10 protein-coding genes are annotated in these 16,271 nt (G+C 71.9%); 2 read left to right on the top strand and 8 right to left on the bottom strand.

Translation table 11 applies throughout. The features are described from left to right. Positions 1–67: 67 nt before the first annotated feature. The 5 genes from mfd to OG892_RS15430 form a co-directional block, all read right to left on the bottom strand. The gene (gene mfd, locus OG892_RS15410; protein WP_328866790.1) at positions 68–3,601 is read right to left on the bottom strand and encodes a transcription-repair coupling factor; all 3,534 of its coding nucleotides are present in this window, start codon (positions 3,599–3,601) and stop codon (positions 68–70) included. 252 nt (positions 3,602–3,853) lie between these two features. Next, a complete protein-coding gene (locus tag OG892_RS15415; RefSeq protein ID WP_371629442.1) occupies positions 3,854–6,433 on the bottom strand; it encodes an ABC transporter permease in 2,580 nt (859 codons plus the stop codon). Continuing rightward, complete coding sequence (locus OG892_RS15420; protein ID WP_371629443.1) at positions 6,430–7,218, bottom strand: ABC transporter ATP-binding protein; 789 nt, start codon at positions 7,216–7,218, stop codon at positions 6,430–6,432. Before OG892_RS15420 ends, OG892_RS15415 begins: the two co-directional genes overlap by 4 nt. 339 nt (positions 7,219–7,557) lie before the next feature. Further along, positions 7,558–8,436, bottom strand: coding sequence for an aldo/keto reductase (locus OG892_RS15425; protein ID WP_371629444.1), 879 nt, complete (start codon positions 8,434–8,436; stop codon positions 7,558–7,560). A gap of 14 nt (positions 8,437–8,450) precedes the next feature. After that, positions 8,451–9,392, bottom strand: a complete 942-nt coding sequence (locus OG892_RS15430) for an NAD-dependent epimerase/dehydratase family protein (protein WP_371629445.1) — start codon at positions 9,390–9,392, stop codon at positions 8,451–8,453. Positions 9,393–9,462: 70 nt separating this feature from the next. Between OG892_RS15430 and OG892_RS15435 the strand changes: the two genes are divergently transcribed. Then, positions 9,463–10,377, top strand: a complete 915-nt coding sequence (locus tag OG892_RS15435; protein WP_371629446.1) for a LysR family transcriptional regulator — start codon at positions 9,463–9,465, stop codon at positions 10,375–10,377. A 76-nt stretch (positions 10,378–10,453) separates the two neighbouring features. On the opposite strand, the gene OG892_RS15440 is transcribed toward OG892_RS15435, so the two are convergent. Then, complete coding sequence (locus OG892_RS15440) at positions 10,454–11,908, bottom strand: MFS transporter (RefSeq protein WP_328866784.1); 1,455 nt, start codon at positions 11,906–11,908, stop codon at positions 10,454–10,456. Between the two features lie 212 nt (positions 11,909–12,120). Here OG892_RS15440 and OG892_RS15445 point away from each other — a divergent pair, with 212 nt between their 5' ends. After that, the gene (locus OG892_RS15445) at positions 12,121–12,576 is read left to right on the top strand and encodes a MarR family winged helix-turn-helix transcriptional regulator (RefSeq protein ID WP_073738456.1); all 456 of its coding nucleotides are present in this window, start codon (positions 12,121–12,123) and stop codon (positions 12,574–12,576) included. A 36-nt stretch (positions 12,577–12,612) separates the two neighbouring features. Here the strand turns inward: OG892_RS15445 and OG892_RS15450 are convergent, their stop codons facing one another. Further along, positions 12,613–13,506 (bottom strand): cellulose-binding protein, encoded by an 894-nt coding sequence (locus tag OG892_RS15450; RefSeq protein ID WP_199884523.1) that lies wholly within the window; start codon positions 13,504–13,506, stop codon positions 12,613–12,615. Between the two features lie 211 nt (positions 13,507–13,717). Continuing rightward, on the bottom strand, positions 13,718–16,270 hold the full coding sequence (locus tag OG892_RS15455; protein ID WP_371629447.1) for an SUKH-4 family immunity protein: 2,553 nt from the start codon (positions 16,268–16,270) through the stop codon (positions 13,718–13,720). Between the last annotated feature and the right edge of the window lies 1 nt (position 16,271).

Consider the following 16,271-nt stretch of genomic DNA (forward strand, 5'->3'; position numbering starts at 1 on the left):
AGAGTCTCCTCTCACATATTGTGAGAGTCAACTCTCACAACTTGACTGCCAGTAACCTTCCGGGCTGTTACGACCCGAGGATCGTCGTCAGGAACTCCCCCGTCCACGCCAGGAGTTCGCGGCCCACCACCGGCTTGCCGCCGATCCGGCCCGCCGTCGGGCGCGGGACCAGGATCTGGTGGAGGGCCGGCTTGATGATCGTCTTGGGGTGGAGGCGCTTGAGGCGCAGCTCCTGCGATTCGCGCAGCTCCACCGGGGCGAAGCGGATGTTCTGCCCCTGGAGCACGATGTCGCTGACGCCGCAGGCGCGGGCCAGCATGCGCAGTCCGGCCACCAGGAGGAGGTTCTCGACCGGCTCCGGGAGCTTGCCGTAGCGGTCGGTCAGCTCCTCGCGGACCGCCCTGATGTCGTCCTCCGAGGTGGCGGAGGCGATCGAGCGGTAGGCCTGGAGGCGGAGCCGCTCGCCGGGGGCGTAGTCGTGCGGGATGTGCGCGTCGACCGGGAGCTCGATCTTGACCTCCAGCGGCGCTTCCTCCTCCTCCGCGCCGCCCTCCAGCGCGGTCCGGTAGCCGGCGACCGCTTCGCCGACCATGCGGATGTACAGGTCGAAGCCGACGCCCGCGATGTGGCCGGACTGCTCGCCGCCCAGCAGGTTTCCGGCGCCCCGGATCTCCAGGTCCTTCATGGCCACGTACATGCCCGCGCCCATCTCGGTGTGCTGGGCGATCGTGGCCAGGCGCTCGTGGGCCGTCTCGGTGAGCGGCTTCTCCGGCGGGTAGAGGAAGTAGGCGTAGCCCCGGTCGCGGCCACGGCCGACGCGGCCGCGCAGCTGGTGGAGCTGGGAGAGGCCGAAGTTGTCGCCGCGCTCCACGATCAGGGTGTTGGCGTTGGAGATGTCGATGCCGGACTCGACGATCGTGGTGGAGACCAGTACGTCGAACTTCTTCTCCCAGAAGTCCACCACCACCTGTTCCAGGGCCTGTTCGGACATCTGGCCGTGGGCCGTGGCGATCCGCGCCTCCGGGACGATCTCGCGCAGCCGGGCGGCGGCCCGGTCGATCGACTCGACGCGGTTGTGGATGTAGAACGCCTGGCCCTCGCGGAGCAGTTCGCGGCGGATGGCGGCGCCGATCTGCTTCTCCTCGTACGGGCCGACGAAGGTGAGGACGGGGTGGCGCTCCTCGGGCGGGGTGGTGATCGTCGACATCTCGCGGATGCCGGTGACCGCCATTTCGAGCGTACGGGGGATGGGCGTCGCGGACATGGTGAGGACGTCCACGTTGGCGCGGAGCTTCTTCAGCTGCTCCTTGTGCTCGACGCCGAAGCGCTGTTCCTCGTCGACGATGACCAGGCCCAGGTCCTTGAACTTCGTCTCGGCGGAGAAGAGCCGGTGGGTGCCGATGACCAGGTCGACGGAGCCCTCGCGCAGCCCTTCGAGCGTCGACTTGGACTGGGACTCGGACTGGAAGCGGCTCAGCGCCCGTACGTTGACGGGGAACTGGGAGTACCGCTCGGTGAACGTGCCGAAGTGCTGCTGGACCAGGAGGGTCGTGGGGACGAGGACGGCGACCTGCTTGCCGTCCTGGACCGCCTTGAACGCCGCGCGCACCGCGATCTCCGTCTTGCCGTAGCCGACGTCGCCGCAGATCAGCCGGTCCATGGGCACGGACTTCTCCATGTCCTCCTTGACCTCGGCGATGGTGGAGAGCTGGTCGGGCGTCTCCGCGTGCGGGAAGGCGTCCTCCAGTTCGCGCTGCCAGGGGGTGTCCGGGCCGAAGACGTGGCCGGGGGCCGCCATCCGGGCCGCGTAGAGCTTGATCAGGTCGCCGGCGATCTCCTTGACGGCCTTCTTGGCGCGGGCCTTCGTCTTGGTCCAGTCGGCGCCGCCGAGCCGGTGCAGGGTGGGCGCCTCGCCGCCGACGTACTTGGTGACCTGCTCCAGCTGGTCGGTCGGGATGTAGAGCCGGTCGCCGGGCTGGCCGCGCTTCGCGGGGGCGTACTCGACGAGGAGGTACTCGCGGGTGGCGCCCTGCACCGTGCGCTGCACCATCTCGATGTAGCGGCCCACGCCGTGCTGCTCGTGGACGATGTAGTCGCCCGTCTCCAGCGTCAGCGGGTCGATGCTCTTGCGGCGGCGGGCCGGCATCCGGCCCAGGTCCTTGATGGCGGTGCGCTGGCCGGTCAGGTCCGTCTCGGTCAGGACGGCGAGCTTCAGCTCGGGGTCGACGAAGCCGTAGTCGATGGCGCCGCAGGAGACGTGGACCAGGGACGGCGAGATCTCGCCCAGATCCGGGTCGAGACGGGCCGGGATGCCCTCCCCGCCCAGCACCTCGACGGTACGGGAGGCGAGGCCCTGGCCCTCGGTGACGTACACCGTGCGCCAGCCGTCGGCCAGCCAGCCCTTGGTGTCCGCGAGCGCGCGGGCGGTGTCGCCCCGGTACGCCTCCGGGGCGTGCATCCGGAGCTTGAGGGTGTCCTCGTCCACCTCGTCGTCGGCGGCGAACGGGGAGATCGACCACCACATCATCTCCAGCTCGCGGGCCCGGTCGCGGACGTCCGCGATGCCGCGCAGCGAGGCCGCGCCGACGTCGATCGGGGCCTCGCCGCCGCCCGCGGTGGCCGCCCACGACGCCTGGAGGAACTCCTGGCTGGTGGCGACCAGGTCCGCGGCCCTGGTGCGGACCCGCTCGGGGTCGCAGACCACGGCCATCGAGCCCTCGGGCAGCACGTCGATCAGCAGCTCCATCTCGTCGACGAGGACCGGGGCGAGCGACTCCATGCCCTCCACCGCGATGCCCTCGGCGATCTTGTTGAGGAGTTCGCCCAGCTCGGGGTGTGCCTCCGCGAGGGCGGCGGCCCGCTCGCGGACCTGGTCCGTCAGCAGCAGCTCACGGCAGGGCGGCGCCCACAGCCCGTGGTCCGCGATCTCCAGGGACCGCTGGTCGGCGATCTTGAAGTAACGGATCTCCTCGACGTCGTCGCCCCAGAACTCCACCCGAAGGGGGTGTTCCTCGGTCGGCGGGAAGACGTCCAGGATGCCGCCGCGCACCGCGAACTCGCCGCGCTTCTCGACCAGCTCCACCCGGGAGTACGCGGCGGCCGCGAGCGCCTCGACCGTCTCCCCGAGATCGGCGCTCTGGCCGATCCGCAGCGCCACGGGTTCCAGGTCACCGAGCCCCTTGACCTGCGGCTGGAGCACGGACCGCACCGGTGCGACGACGACGGAGACCGGCCCGGTCTCCGGGTCGTCCTGCCGGGGGTGCGCCAGGCGCCGCAGCACGGCGAGGCGTCGGCCCACGGTGTCGGAGCGGGGCGAGAGCCGCTCGTGCGGCAGCGTCTCCCAGGACGGGAACTCCGCGACCGTGTCCGGCGGCAGCAGCGTGCGCAGCGCCGCCGCGAGGTCCTCGGCCTCGCGGCCGGTGGCGGTGACGGCGAGCACGGTCCGCCCGGCGTCCCTGGCCAGCGCGGCCACCGCGAAGGGCCTGGCGGCAGGCGGTCCCACCAGGTCGATGTGCATCCGGTGGCTGTCCCCGGCGGCCTGCACCGCTTCGGACAGTGCCGGGTCACGTACGACGACATCCAGCAGACCGTGCAGGCTCATGAAGGGCTTCCATCCGGGTAACGAGGGCGAGGGTCCGGCAGCCGGCTGCTGCCAGGGGCAACGCGAAGGGCCCGACACGTAGCACGGGCCGGGGTTCCAGCGTACGACTCCGGTCGGACAGCCGCTCCCGCAACAGGCACCGGGGCCACCCCGCGCGGGCCCCGGTTGCCTCGCTCGCGGGCACACGGATCCGGCCCCGGGCGTTTAAAGGAACGCCCGGGGCCGGATCCGTGGTCTACGTGGACCGCCGTCTCACCCGTCGGTGGCGATGGCGTTCAGGACGTTCATCCGGCCGGCCCGGAACGCGGGGACCAGGGCGGCGAACAGTCCGACGAAGGCCGAGGCGACGAAGACCGTGATGATGGTCGGCCACGGGATCTCCAGGACCCCGAGGCCCTCCAGGGCCAGCAGCTTCTGGGCCGAGGTGCCCCAGCCCATCCCGAGGCCGAGTCCGAGCAGGGCGCCGAACAGGGCGATGACCACGGACTCCAGCCTGATCATGCGGCGCAGCTGGCGGCGGGAGAGGCCGATGGCGCGCATCAGGCCGATCTCGCGGGTCCGCTCGACGACCGAGAGGGCCAGGGTGTTCACGACCCCGAGGACCGCGACGATGATCGCCAGGGCGAGCAGTCCGTACACGATGTTCAGGAGCTGGCCGATCTGGTCCTTCAGGTCCTGCTTGAAGTCGGCCTGGTTCTGCACCTTGTACTGCGGGTACTCGGCGAGCGAGCTCTTGAGGGCGGCGTAGGCCTCCTTCTCCTTGCCGTCCTGCGCCTTGGCGAACATGATCACGTTCGCCGGCATCTTCTCGGCGGGGACGTACTGCTCGGCGGTCGAGGTGTTCAGGTACATCGCGCCCTGGTCCACGCTCGTGTCGTCCGAGGTGATCGCGGCGACCTTCAGCTTCGCCGGGGTGCCCGCCTTGAACCCGACGGTGATCGTGTCACCGACCTTGATGCCGTGCGCGGTGGCGTAGTCGTCGCCGACCGACATCGCGTTCTTGCCGTAGGCCGCGGGCAGGTCGCCGGCGACGGTCTCGCGCCGCAGGTCCTGCGGGTACGTCGGGTCGGCGGCGGTGACGTCCTCGTCCGCCGTCGAACCGTCGGGGTTGGTGAGCTTCGCACCGAGGACTTTGTAGTTGGTGACGTGCTCGATGCCGGGTGCGGTCGCCAGCGCCTTCGCGGCCTGCGGCACGATCAGCCGGCCGTCCGGCGCCTGCACGATGAAGTCCGCGCCCACCGACTTGTCCAGCTCGTCGGTGGCCGAGGCGACCATGGAGGAGCCCACCACCGAGAGGCAGGCCACCAGTGCGAGGCCGATCATCAGGGCCGCCCCGGTGGCTCCGGTGCGCCGCGGGTTGCGCAGCGCGTTGCGCTCCGCCAGCCGGCCGACCGGCCCGAAGAACCGGAGGACGACGACGCTGAGCCCCCGTACGACGACGCCGGCGAGCAGCGGGCCGATCACGATGAAGCCGATGAGGGTGAGGACCACGCCCAGGCCGAGGAAGGCCGAGCCGTCGCTCGACTTGTCCGCCTGGGTGGTCGCCCAGAGGGCCGCCGCACCCGCGCCGGTGAGGACCAGGCCGATACCGGCCCTGATCCAGCCGGACTTGGCGTCCGCCGGGGTGCCGGAGTCGCGCAGGGCGGCCATCGGGGAGACCTTGCCGGCCCGGCGGGCCGGGATGTACGCGGCGAACACGGTCACGATGATGCCGAGCGCGAGCCCGGTCACCGGGGTCGTCCAGGCGATGGTGAGGTCCTGGGTGGACAGCTCCATGCCGACCGCGCCCATGGCCTTCATCAGGCCGACGGCGAGGCCGACCCCGGCGGCGACGCCGAGGAGCGATCCGACGATGCCGAGGAGCACCGCTTCCAGGAGCACGGACCGGTTGACCTGCTTGCGGCTGGAGCCGATGGCCCGCATCAGGCCGATCTCGCGGGTGCGCTGGGCGACCAGCATCGAGAAGGTGTTGACGATCAGGAAGATGCCGACGAGGAAGGCGATCCCGGCGAAGCCGAGCATCGCGTACTTCATGACGTCGAGGAAGGAGCCCATGGAGTCCTTGTTGGCGTCCGCGGCCTCCTTCTGGGTCTGGAGCTTGTACGCGGCGGAGCCGTCCAGGGCGGTGGCGACGTTCTTCTTCAACTGGGTGTCGCTGACGCCGGGTTCGGCGGTGACGGAGATCTGGGTGAAGACGTCGGGGCTGCCGAGGAGCTTCTGCTGGGCGGTGGCGGTGTCGAGGTAGACGATGGCCGCGCCCGGGTTGGTGACCTTGAAGGTGGCGATGCCGCTGATCTTCGCGCGGACGTCGCCGGTGACGGCGATGGTGCGCAGTTCGTCACCGATCTTCAGGTGGTGCTTGTCCGCGGTGTCGGCGTCGACCATGACCTCGGTCGGGCCGCGCGGGGCGTGGCCGGAGGTGATCTCCATGGAACGCAGGTCGTTCCGCGTCCAGTTGCCGGCGAGCGTGGGGGCGCCGGTGTCGGAGCCCATGTTCTTGTTGTGGCTGTCGACGACGGTGACCGCCGAGCTGGAGACGGCGCCCTCGGCCTTCTTCACCCCGTCGGCCTTCTCGACCTGTGCGACGACGGAGGCGGGCAGCGACTCGGGCCTGCCGTTCTCGGGGGTGTCGTCGATCTTGGCCGTCTTCGGGCTGACGGTGACGTCGGCGGAGGTCGCGGCGAAGAGCTTGTCGAACGTGGTGTTCATCGTGTCGGTGAAGACGAGCGTGCCGCACACGAACGCGACCGACAGCAGGACGGCGACGGCGGAGAGCGCCATCCGGCCCTTGTGCGCGAAGAAGTTGCGCATCGAGGTCTTCCAGACGGTCATGAGGTCCGCCCGCGCGCGTCGAAGTCCTTCATCCGGTCCAGCACCTGGTCCGCGGTCGGGTTGAGCATCTCGTCGACGAGGCGCCCGTCCGCGAGGTACAGCACCCGGTCCGCGTAGGAGGCGGCGACCGGGTCGTGGGTGACCATGACGATGGTCTGGCCCAGCTCGTCCACGGACTTGCGCAGGAAGTCGAGCACTTCGGCGCCGGCCCGCGAGTCCAGGTTCCCGGTCGGCTCGTCACCGAAGATGATCTCCGGCTGCGTGGCGAGCGCCCGCGCCACCGCGACCCGCTGCTGCTGGCCTCCGGAGAGCTCGGTCGGCCGGTGCTTCAGCCGCTCAGAGAGGCCCACGGTCTCCACGACCTGCCGCAGCCAGGCGGCGTCCGGCCTGCGGCCGGCGATGTCCATCGGCAGCGTGATGTTCTCCAGCGCGTTCAGCGTCGGCAGGAGGTTGAACGCCTGGAAGATGAACCCGATCCGGTCCCGCCGGAGCTGGGTCAGCTTCTTGTCCTTGAGGCCGGTGATCTCGGTCTCGGCGAGGTGGATCTGCCCGGAGGTCACGGTGTCGAGTCCGGCCAGGCAGTGCATCAGCGTCGACTTGCCGGAACCGGACGGGCCCATGATCGCGGTGAACTGCCCGCGTGCGATGTCCACATCGACGTGGTCGAGGGCGACGACCCGGGTCTCTCCGACCCCGTACGCCTTGACGACCTGCCGCGCTCGCGCAGCAACAGCCGTACGCCCTCCAGTGCCCTCGTGCCTGGGAATGGTCACAGCCGTTGTCACGGTTTCTCTCCTATGTCGGTCAGCGCCGAGCGGGCGCCGTCTGCGCCGAGTGGTCGCTGTCTGCTCTGAAGTCTGTCGGCCCGAGGGGGTCCCGCGCGCTGGTGCCCAGCGCAGTCTTCGGGTGGGGTTTTCCCCACCCCGCCCCCTGCGGTCAGCCGCAATCGCGGTGTGTGAACCACGCTACGGAGAGGGCGGCACCGACCACGTCCTCCGCCGGGAGGAACGGCCCCTGGGCAGAAGTAGGGAGCTACCCCTAGGGGTCTCGGCCCCCGGGTGGAGAGGTTTCTCAGGGACTGGTTCCAAGGGTGCACACCGTTCGGGCCCTTCGGGGCAGCCGCGCTACCTCGCGTCCTCCAGTCGCGTCAGCTCCGCCTCGCTCAGCTTGAGCCCCGCGGCCCGCGCCGAGTCCTGGACCGATGCCGGGCGGCTGGCTCCCGGCACCGGGATCACCGCCGGGGAGCGGGCCAACAGCCAAGCCAGGGCTACCTGTTGGGGGCTGACCCGGTGCTCGGCCGCGATGTCGTGGAAGGCGGTGCCCGCGGAGGTCGGACCCGCCGGGCCGTCGAGCGCGCTTCGGGTGATGCCGCCCAGCGGACTCCAGGGCAGGAAGGCGAGGCCCAGTTCCGTACTCAGCCGGAGCTCGGGCTCGCCGCCGCGCACCGCGGGTGAGTACTGGTTCTGGACGCAGACCAGTGCGCCGCCCAGGATCGCGTGCGCCTCCCGGATCTGATCGGTGGTCACGTTGGAGATCCCCGCGGCCAGGATCGTGCCCGCGTCGAGCAGCTCGCGCAGCGCGCCGACGGAGTCGGCCCAGGGCACGGCCGGATCGGGCTTGTGCAGCTGGTAGAGGCCGATCGCCTCGACGCCCAGGCGCCCGGCGGAGGCCTCGGCGGCGCGCTTGAGGTGGGCAGGGGTGCCGTTGACCGTCCAGCTGCCGTCTCCGGGCCGGCCGCGCCCGCCCTTGGTCGCGACCAGGACGCCGGAGGTGTCGCCGCCGTAGCTGCGCAGGGCGCGGGCGACGAGGAGTTCGTTGTGGCCCCTCTCGTCGGCGTGCCAGTGGTAGCTGTCGGCGGTGTCGATGAGCGTGATGCCCGCGTCGAGGGCGGCGTGGACGGTGGCGACGGCCCGCTGTTCGTCCGGGCGCCCCTCGATGGAGAGCGGCATGGCGCCCAGACCGATGGCGCTGACCGTGCTGTTTCCGATGGACCGGTAGTGCATGGTGCGCAGGCTCCTCAGGCAGCGGGGACGTCGGACGCGGCAAGGGCTTCTGCGACGGCGCCGGGCAGCCAGTCGCCGGTGCGGGAGAAGACGAAACCCAGTTCCTTCGCCCGGCCGTTGCTCATGGCGTAGTGCCGGTCGAAGGAGAACGGGCCGGCCTGCTCGCCGTCGGCGGCGGTCCGGAACACGGGCCGACGGCCGGACCGGGCCGCGATGGCGGCCACCAGTTCGCGTACGTCGAGCAGGTCGTCGGAGCAGGCGTTCAGGGGGCCGGTGAAGCCGGTCGCCGTGGCCGCCCACAGGAGCAGGTCCGCCAGCTCCTCGTAGTGGATGAAGACCGTGGGCAGCTCCCGTGCGTGCACGATGATCTCCCCTCCCCCGGCGAGGCGGTCGACGTAGTACGCCAGCCGGCCGGTGAACTCCCGCGATCCGCCGCCCAGTACGTGGGCGCAGCGCACGGAGGCGAACGCGAACGCGGCGTCCCTGGTGAAGACGGCCTCCGCCTGGCGCTTGCCCTCGGCGTAGTGGTCCTCCAGATAGGTCTCGTCGTGCCAGGGCAGGTCCGTGCGGACCGTCCAGGTGGCCGGGTCCACGAGTTCCTCCGGCACCGGGGTGTGCCGCGCGACGGCCGGCAGGGCGGCGGAAGCCGGATCGTAGACCTCGATGGTGGACGTCATGACGTACCGCCGGGTGCGGCCGGAGAAGGCGCGGACGGCGATCGCGGCCTGCACCGGGGTGTAGCAGACCTGGTCGACGACCACGTCGAAGGTGCGCGTACCGAGGGCGGCGGCGAGGGCGGCCCCGTCGTCGCGGTCGACGACGAGGTGCTCGACACCCGGAGGCGGCAGGGTGGAGCCGCGATTGATGACCGTCACCCGGTGTCCGGCGGCATGCAGCCGCTCGACCAGGAGCTTTCCGAAGTAGCGGCTTCCGCCGATGACGCAGATCCTTTGCATGCCCCCATCCTGGAGACGTAGCGTCATCAGCAGAAGTATCGGCTTACTGGACGGGTATTAAGGAATACTGTTGATCGATGTGCAGCGGCTCCGAGTCCTGCGGGCGGTGGCGGAGCACGGCAGCTTCAACCGGGCGGCCGCCGCCCTGCGGCTCACTCCCTCGGCCGTCTCCCAGCACGTGGCCGCCCTGGAGCGCAGCCTCGGCAGCCAGGTCTTCGCGCGCAGCACGCGCGGTGTCACCCTCACCGCGGCCGGCCGCATCATGGTCGGCGCGGCCGAGTCGGTCGCCGCCGAACTCGAACACGCGGCGCAACAGGTCACCGAGCTGAGTACGGGCCGGGCCCAGCTCACCGTCGCCACGTTCTCCAGCGGTGGCAGGCTCCTGCTCCCCGGCGCCCTCACCGAGCTGACGGCGGCTCATCCCGGCACCGTCCTCCATGTCAGGGAGTTCGAGCCGGAGGACAGCCTGCCCCTGGTCCGTCAGGGCGCCGTGGACCTCGCGCTCGCCTACCGCTTCGACGGCCCGCTGCCCGGCCGGCCGGGCGGCGGCAGCCCCGCGCTGGAGTGGACGGCGCTCATGGACGACCCGCTGCACGTCGTCCTGCCCGAGGGGCACCGCCTGGCCGGCCGGCAGGCGCTCGACCCGGCCGAGCTGGCAGCCGAGCCCTGGGTGCTCGGCTGCCTCAAGACCGAGGCGTACCTGCGGCGTTACGCCGAGCGGGCGGGCTTCGAACCGGAGGTGCGCGGCACGACCAGCGACTACTTCTTCGCCCGCTCGCTCGTCGCCGCGGGCGTGGGTGTCTCGCTGATCCCGTCCATCGCACTGGCACCCGAGGTACCGGGCGTACGCGCCGTCCCGGTCCAACCACCGGCTCCGGCACGGCACATCGGCGTGGCCACGCTCGGCCACCGCCGCAGCCGCCTCCAGGTGACGGCTCTGGTCCGGGCCCTCCAGAGGCAGGCAGCGGCGCTGGACGAGGGGTGAGCGCGGGAGGGCGTGCGGTCGGGCTCCAGACCTGGAGTCCGACCGCACGCCCTCACCCGGTGCCGCGGGACCGAGGTCAGCCCCTGGCCGGGGCCACCTCGGGCGAGGCGGCCGCGTCGGTCTTCTCGCCGGTGGCCGAACCACGGACGGCCGGGATGAACGTCGAGATCACCGCAGCGATGACGGCGACGGCGCAGCCGAACACCAGCCCCGTGCGGAACCCGGCCTCCGAGGTGAGGCTGAAGCCGCCCGTCTCCGTCGTCATCTGCGAGAGGACCGCGCCGATCACGGCGGCGCCGATCGAGGTGCCGAGCGCGCGCATGAGGGTGTTGAACCCGTTGGCGGCGGCGGTCTCGGAGGCCGGGACCGCGCTCATGATCAGGGCGGGCATCGCGCCGTAGGCGAGGCCGACACCGCTGCTGCTGACCATCAGGAACAGCATCAGGCCCCAGGCGGAGCCCATCAGGAGGATGCCGAGACCGTAGGCCACCGCGATGACCAGCACCCCGCTGATCAGGGTGAACTTCGGCCCGCGGGCGTCGGTGAGCTTCCCGCCCAGCGGGGAGACGATCATCATCATGATGCCGCCGGGGGCCATCCACAGGCCTGCCGCGAGCATCGACTGGCCCAGTCCGTAGCCGGTGGCCTCGGGGAACTGCAGCAACTGCGGCGCGATCAGCATGCCCGCGTACATGCCGAAGCCGACGAAGAGCGAGGCGAGGTTGGTGATGAGCACCCGGGGGCGGGCCGTGGTGCGCAGGTCGACCAGCGGGTCCCTGGTGCGCAGTTCCCAGAATCCCCAGGCCAGGAGCACCACGACGGAGGCGACGAACAGGCCGACCGTCGTCGTGGAGGCCCAGCCCCACTCGGCGCCCTTGGAGACGGCGAGGAGCAGGCAGACCAGGCCGACGGCGAGACCGAGCGCGCCGGGCACGTCGAAACGCTGCCCCTTGGCGCCGGCCGGGACGTCCGGGATCAGGAACCAGATCAGTGCGGAGATGGTGAGGGCCAGCGCCGCGGAGCCCCAGAACAGCACCCGCCAGTTCGCGTACTGGGCGACCGCGGAGGCGATCGGCAGGCCGAGGGCGCCGCCGATCCCGAGGGAGGCGCTCACCAGGGCGATGGAGGAGCTGAGCTTCTCCCTCGGCACCACGTCACGCAGCAGGGCGATACCGAGCGGCACCATGCCCATGCCCATGCCCTGCAGACCGCGCCCGATGATCATCGGGACGACGGAGGACGCGAGGGCGCACACCACGGAACCGACGAACAGCGGCACCGAGCACACCAGCAGCATCCGGCGCTTGCCCAGCAGGTCACCCAGCCGCCCGGAGACCGGCACGCACACCGCCGAGACCAGCAGGGTGACGGTGATCACCCAAGTGGCGTTGGAGGAGGACGTGTTGAGGAGCTTCGGCAGCTCCGCGATGAGCGGTGTGACCAGGGTCTGCATGACGGCCGCCACGGTTCCGGCGAACGCGAGCGTCGCGACCACACCGCCCGTTCTGGCTGTCGGCTGGGGGGCATCCATGAGGAGGAACTCCTAAAAGGGTCGTCGTCCGGTCCGCCGGGACGTCCGCCGGACAGTTCGCTGGACGGCCCGCTGGACAGTGCGCCGGGCAGCCCGCCTGAGATAGCGATGTGCATCGTACACGCCTAATGTGTCATACACACCACGTGCCAGATGCACGCCGCGTGAGAGCATGATCCGGAGCCCATCGGAGAGCAGGAGGCCGCTAAGACATGGCCAGGCCCACGGACCAAGTGGAGTACGAGCAGATGCTGCTCGGGCGGCACGACCTCGCCCACCAGAGGGGCGGACGGCACAAATACGCCCTCATGGACCGCAGCGCCTACATCCTGCTGAGCCGCATCCGGATCCAGGGCCCCATGTCCAACGGCGAACTGAGCGAGGCGTTCGGACTCGACGCCTCCACCCTCAACCGCCAGACCGCGGCGGCGACCCGCGCCGGACTGGCCGAACGCATCGCGGACCCGGGCGGCGGCATGGCCCGCAAATTCCGCATCACGGAGAAGGGCGCCGCCCTCCTCGACCAGGAGCGCGAACGCGTCGTACGCGCCCTGGACCAGGTCATGCACGACTGGCCGGAGGACGACATCGCCGCGTTCGCCGGCTACCTCAAACGCTTCAACAGCGGCATCGAGCAGCTCTCCAAGCAGCCCTGGCCGCGCCCCTGACCCCGGCCGGCCCCCTCAGCCCCCTCTAGGTACCTCTCAGTCCCCCGCCGGGGTCACCCGCCCGGTGAGCGCCGCCAGCGAGTTACGCACATGCGCCATGTGCGCCTGCACCTCCTCGCGCCCCTCCTCGTGCTCCCGCAGCACCCGCTCCGTCTCCCGCACCACCCGCTCCTCACGGACCCGGGCGGCCGCGATCAGCTCCGCACCCCGCGCCTCCGCGTCCTCCTGGCCGTGCCGCGCGGCCTCCTCCGCCTCGGCCAGCGCCCGGCGCGCCTCGGCCAGCAGCGCATCCGCCCGGCCGGTCAGCTCCGTGTGCTCCGCCAGCTGCCGCGCCTCGGCGTCCGCGAGCTCCTGCCCGTCCGCCTTCCACCGCTCGGCGTGCTCCTGCTCCTGATGCGCCAGCACACTCGCCGTCCGGCTGCGGGTCGCCTCCATCGCGGCGTCCGCCTCCTCGCGCACCGTCGTCGCCTCCAGCCGGGCCGCCGCCAGCGCCTCACCGGCCGCACCCTCGGCCGCGGTCACCAACTGCTCCGCACGGTCCGTCGCGGCCGCCCGCATCGCCTCCGCGTCCGCACGGGCCGACCCGCGCACGGCCCGCGCCGCCGCGTCCGCCGCGTCCCGCACGGACTGCGACTCCTCCAGCGCAGCCCCCCGCAACGCCTCCGCCTCACCCTCGGCCAGCGCCAGGATCTGCCGCGCCCGCTCCCCCAGCGACGCGTAGTCCTGCGGTGCCAGTACGGCGACGGCCTCATCCAGCCGGGCCGACTCCGCGATCAGCGCCTCCGCCAGCGCCGTCAGCCTCGCCACCTGCTCCTGGGCCTCGTCCCGCTCGGCGGACAGCCCCGCCACCATGCGGTCCACCTGCTCCGGACGGTAGCCACGTCCGCGCACGCCGACGAAGCCGTGCGCGGACACCGGTGCAGAACTCATCCTTGACGCCTCTTTCCGACTCTCCGGGCCCGACCATCGAGCAATACGTCAAGGATGCGGCAATTGGCTGAGAAGTCGGAATCCTTTCGATGCTTTCCGGACGGAAGCGACCGGCATCACAGCCGCCAAAAGGTGTGGTGCCCCGCTCCCAGCAGCGATCCTGCCGGGAACGGGGCACCACACCCACTGACGTGCTACGGATGTTCGACGATCAGATCAAGCCGTCCCACATCTGCTCCAGCAGCACCGACCACCAGCTCTCCGGCGACGCGAGCGCCGCCGGGTCCAGCGCGACCAGCTGCGCCTGGAAGTCGACCGTCCAACGGCCGGCCTGCTCCGGATTGAGCCCGAACCGCAGCCGCCACATCCGGCCCAGCAGGGCCAGAGAGCGGGTGAACTCCGGCAGCCCGGTGTTCACGAACTGCGGCGCCACCGACTGCCCGCCGGGCCCCGCCTCCACCGGCACGGCCACGATGTTCGCCGTCCCGTACTGCACACAGATCGCCCGGCCGAAGTCCGAACCCATCACGAGGTAGGACCCCGCGTCGGGCGCCGGCTGCACCTGACGCTGCGCCGCCAGCTCGGCCAGCGTCGGCACCACGGGCTGACCCGGCTGCGCCCAGAAGAACGGCCCGAAGTCGGCGGGCAGCCCGGCCCAGACCAGCGTCCGCGCCACGATCTCCGGCACTCCCTGCCGGGACACCGCACGCTGGTCGAAGCGCAGCACACCCTGCGGACCGAACGTCTGCAGCAGCTCCTCCGCGACGGCCTCCGGCGGTACCGGCATCGCGGGCGGCAGCTGCGGCAACGGCGCCCGCACCGGCGCCGGACGCGCCGGACCGTCCGCCACCTGGTGCAGCTCGCCCTGATGGGTGAGCAGATGCTGCATGCCCTGCTGCCGGCTCGCGTGATCGGTGCCGTACGGGGCCACGCTGGTGATCCGCACCTGCGGCCAGGTCTCCCGGATCATCCGGGCACAGTAACCACCCGGCAGCTCGCAGGACTCCAGCTCCGTGTGCAGCTCGATGACCTGCTGCGGCGGTACGTTCATGGCCCGCAGCTCGTGCAGCATCTGCCACTCGGGGTGCGGGGTGCCCGGCGCCGAACGCCGGATCAGCTGCTGCTCACTGCCGTCGGGGCCCCGGTAGCGCAGCACGGCCTGGTAGCCGGGGCCGACGATCGGCTGCCCGGGGGGCGCCTGCGGATACCCGTACGCCGCCGGCGGCGGGGTGTGGCCGGGCGGCGGCAGCTGTCCGGGGACACCCCCCATCGATCCACCGGGCGGACCGGGCGGACCGGGAGGCTGCGGCGCACCGGGCGGACCCACCTGGCCGGAGGGCGCGAACATCGTCGCCGCATGATGCACGTCACTGCCGGGCGGCGGCGTCGCACCAGGCGGACCGGGAGGAGCGGGAGGACCGGGCTGACCCGGCTGACCGGGCGGACCCGGCGGACCGGGAGGCTGCGGAGCACCCGGAGCACCGGGCCGGCCGGGCGGACCGGGCGGCTGCGGAGCACCGGGCGGACCCACCTGGGCGGGGGTCGCGAACATCGTGGCCGCCTGATGCACGTCACTGCCGGGCGGCGGCGTCGCACCGGGCGGACCGGGCGGGCCGGGAGGCTGCGGCGCACCGGGCGGAGCCTGCTGCGGGGCGAGCTGCGTCGGCATGTACCCGCCCGCCGGGGCGCCGGGCGCACCCGGTCCCGAGGGCGGCGGCACCGGCGCACCCGGCAGCGCACCCGGAATACCGGGGGCGCCCGGCGGCGGCGGAGTCGTCGAACCACCGCCACGCGCGCCCCGCGGCGAAACGGCCGCCTTGCTGGTGGCCTCCTGCGAGATGTCCGCAGCACCGGGCGCACCGGGAACACCGGGAGCGCTGGGAACACCCGGAGCACCGGGCGCACCGGGCGCGCCAGGTCCCTGGGGTCCGGGGCTCTGCGAGTCGAGGCCGGGCACGATCGCCGTCCGGGGCAACTGGCTGCCCCCGGACATCAGCGCGGTCGGCGCCTCGGCCGACACCCGGGGCGGCTCCTCCTCGTCGTCCGCACCCGAGAGCGGCGGCGCGAACACCGTGGCCGGCAGCCCCACCGCCCCCTCGTCGGAACCCGCGTTGGTGTCGGTCCCCGCCCACGGCGTGGCCCCCACCGGCGGCTGCGGAGAGGACGCCTGAACCCCCTCGTAGGCGGTGGGCTCGTACGCACCCCGCCCGTCCGACGCGGAAGCGGGAGCAGCGGGAGCGGAAGAAGCGGAAGAATAAGGAGACTCGGGAGGAGACGCGGGAGAAGGAACCGGAGCAGGCGCGGCAGGGACTGAGGGCGCGGCAGGGACGGCCGGGGGCGGCGATGCCTGCGGCGGCACCTGGTCCCCCGCGCCCTCCGCCCGCCGGTCCGGGATGCCGAGCTTGTCCGCCGCCTCCTGGAGCCACTCCGGCGGGCTCAACAGGAACGACGTCTGATTCAGATCGATGCGCTGCGGCGGCTCCGGAGCGGCCTGCGCCACCTCCGTCGCGCCGTACTCCTCCTCGTACCGCCGGATCACCTCACCGACCGGCAGGCCGGGCCACAACGTCGCCTCACCGCTGTCCCTGGCGATCACCAGCCGCTGCCGGCCACCGTCGGAGACCGGACCGTTCGCCCGGTCCTCGGCCCACACCACGAAACCCAGCTCGAACTCACGCACCCGCACCTCACGGTGCTGATACGCCGGAACGTCGCCGTTGACCCACTCGTCCGCGCGCTCCTGCGCCTGCGCAAAGGTCACCATC

It is taken from the genome of Streptomyces sp. NBC_00341, from assembly GCF_041435055.1.
Taxonomy (GTDB): Bacteria; Actinomycetota; Actinomycetes; order Streptomycetales; family Streptomycetaceae; genus Streptomyces.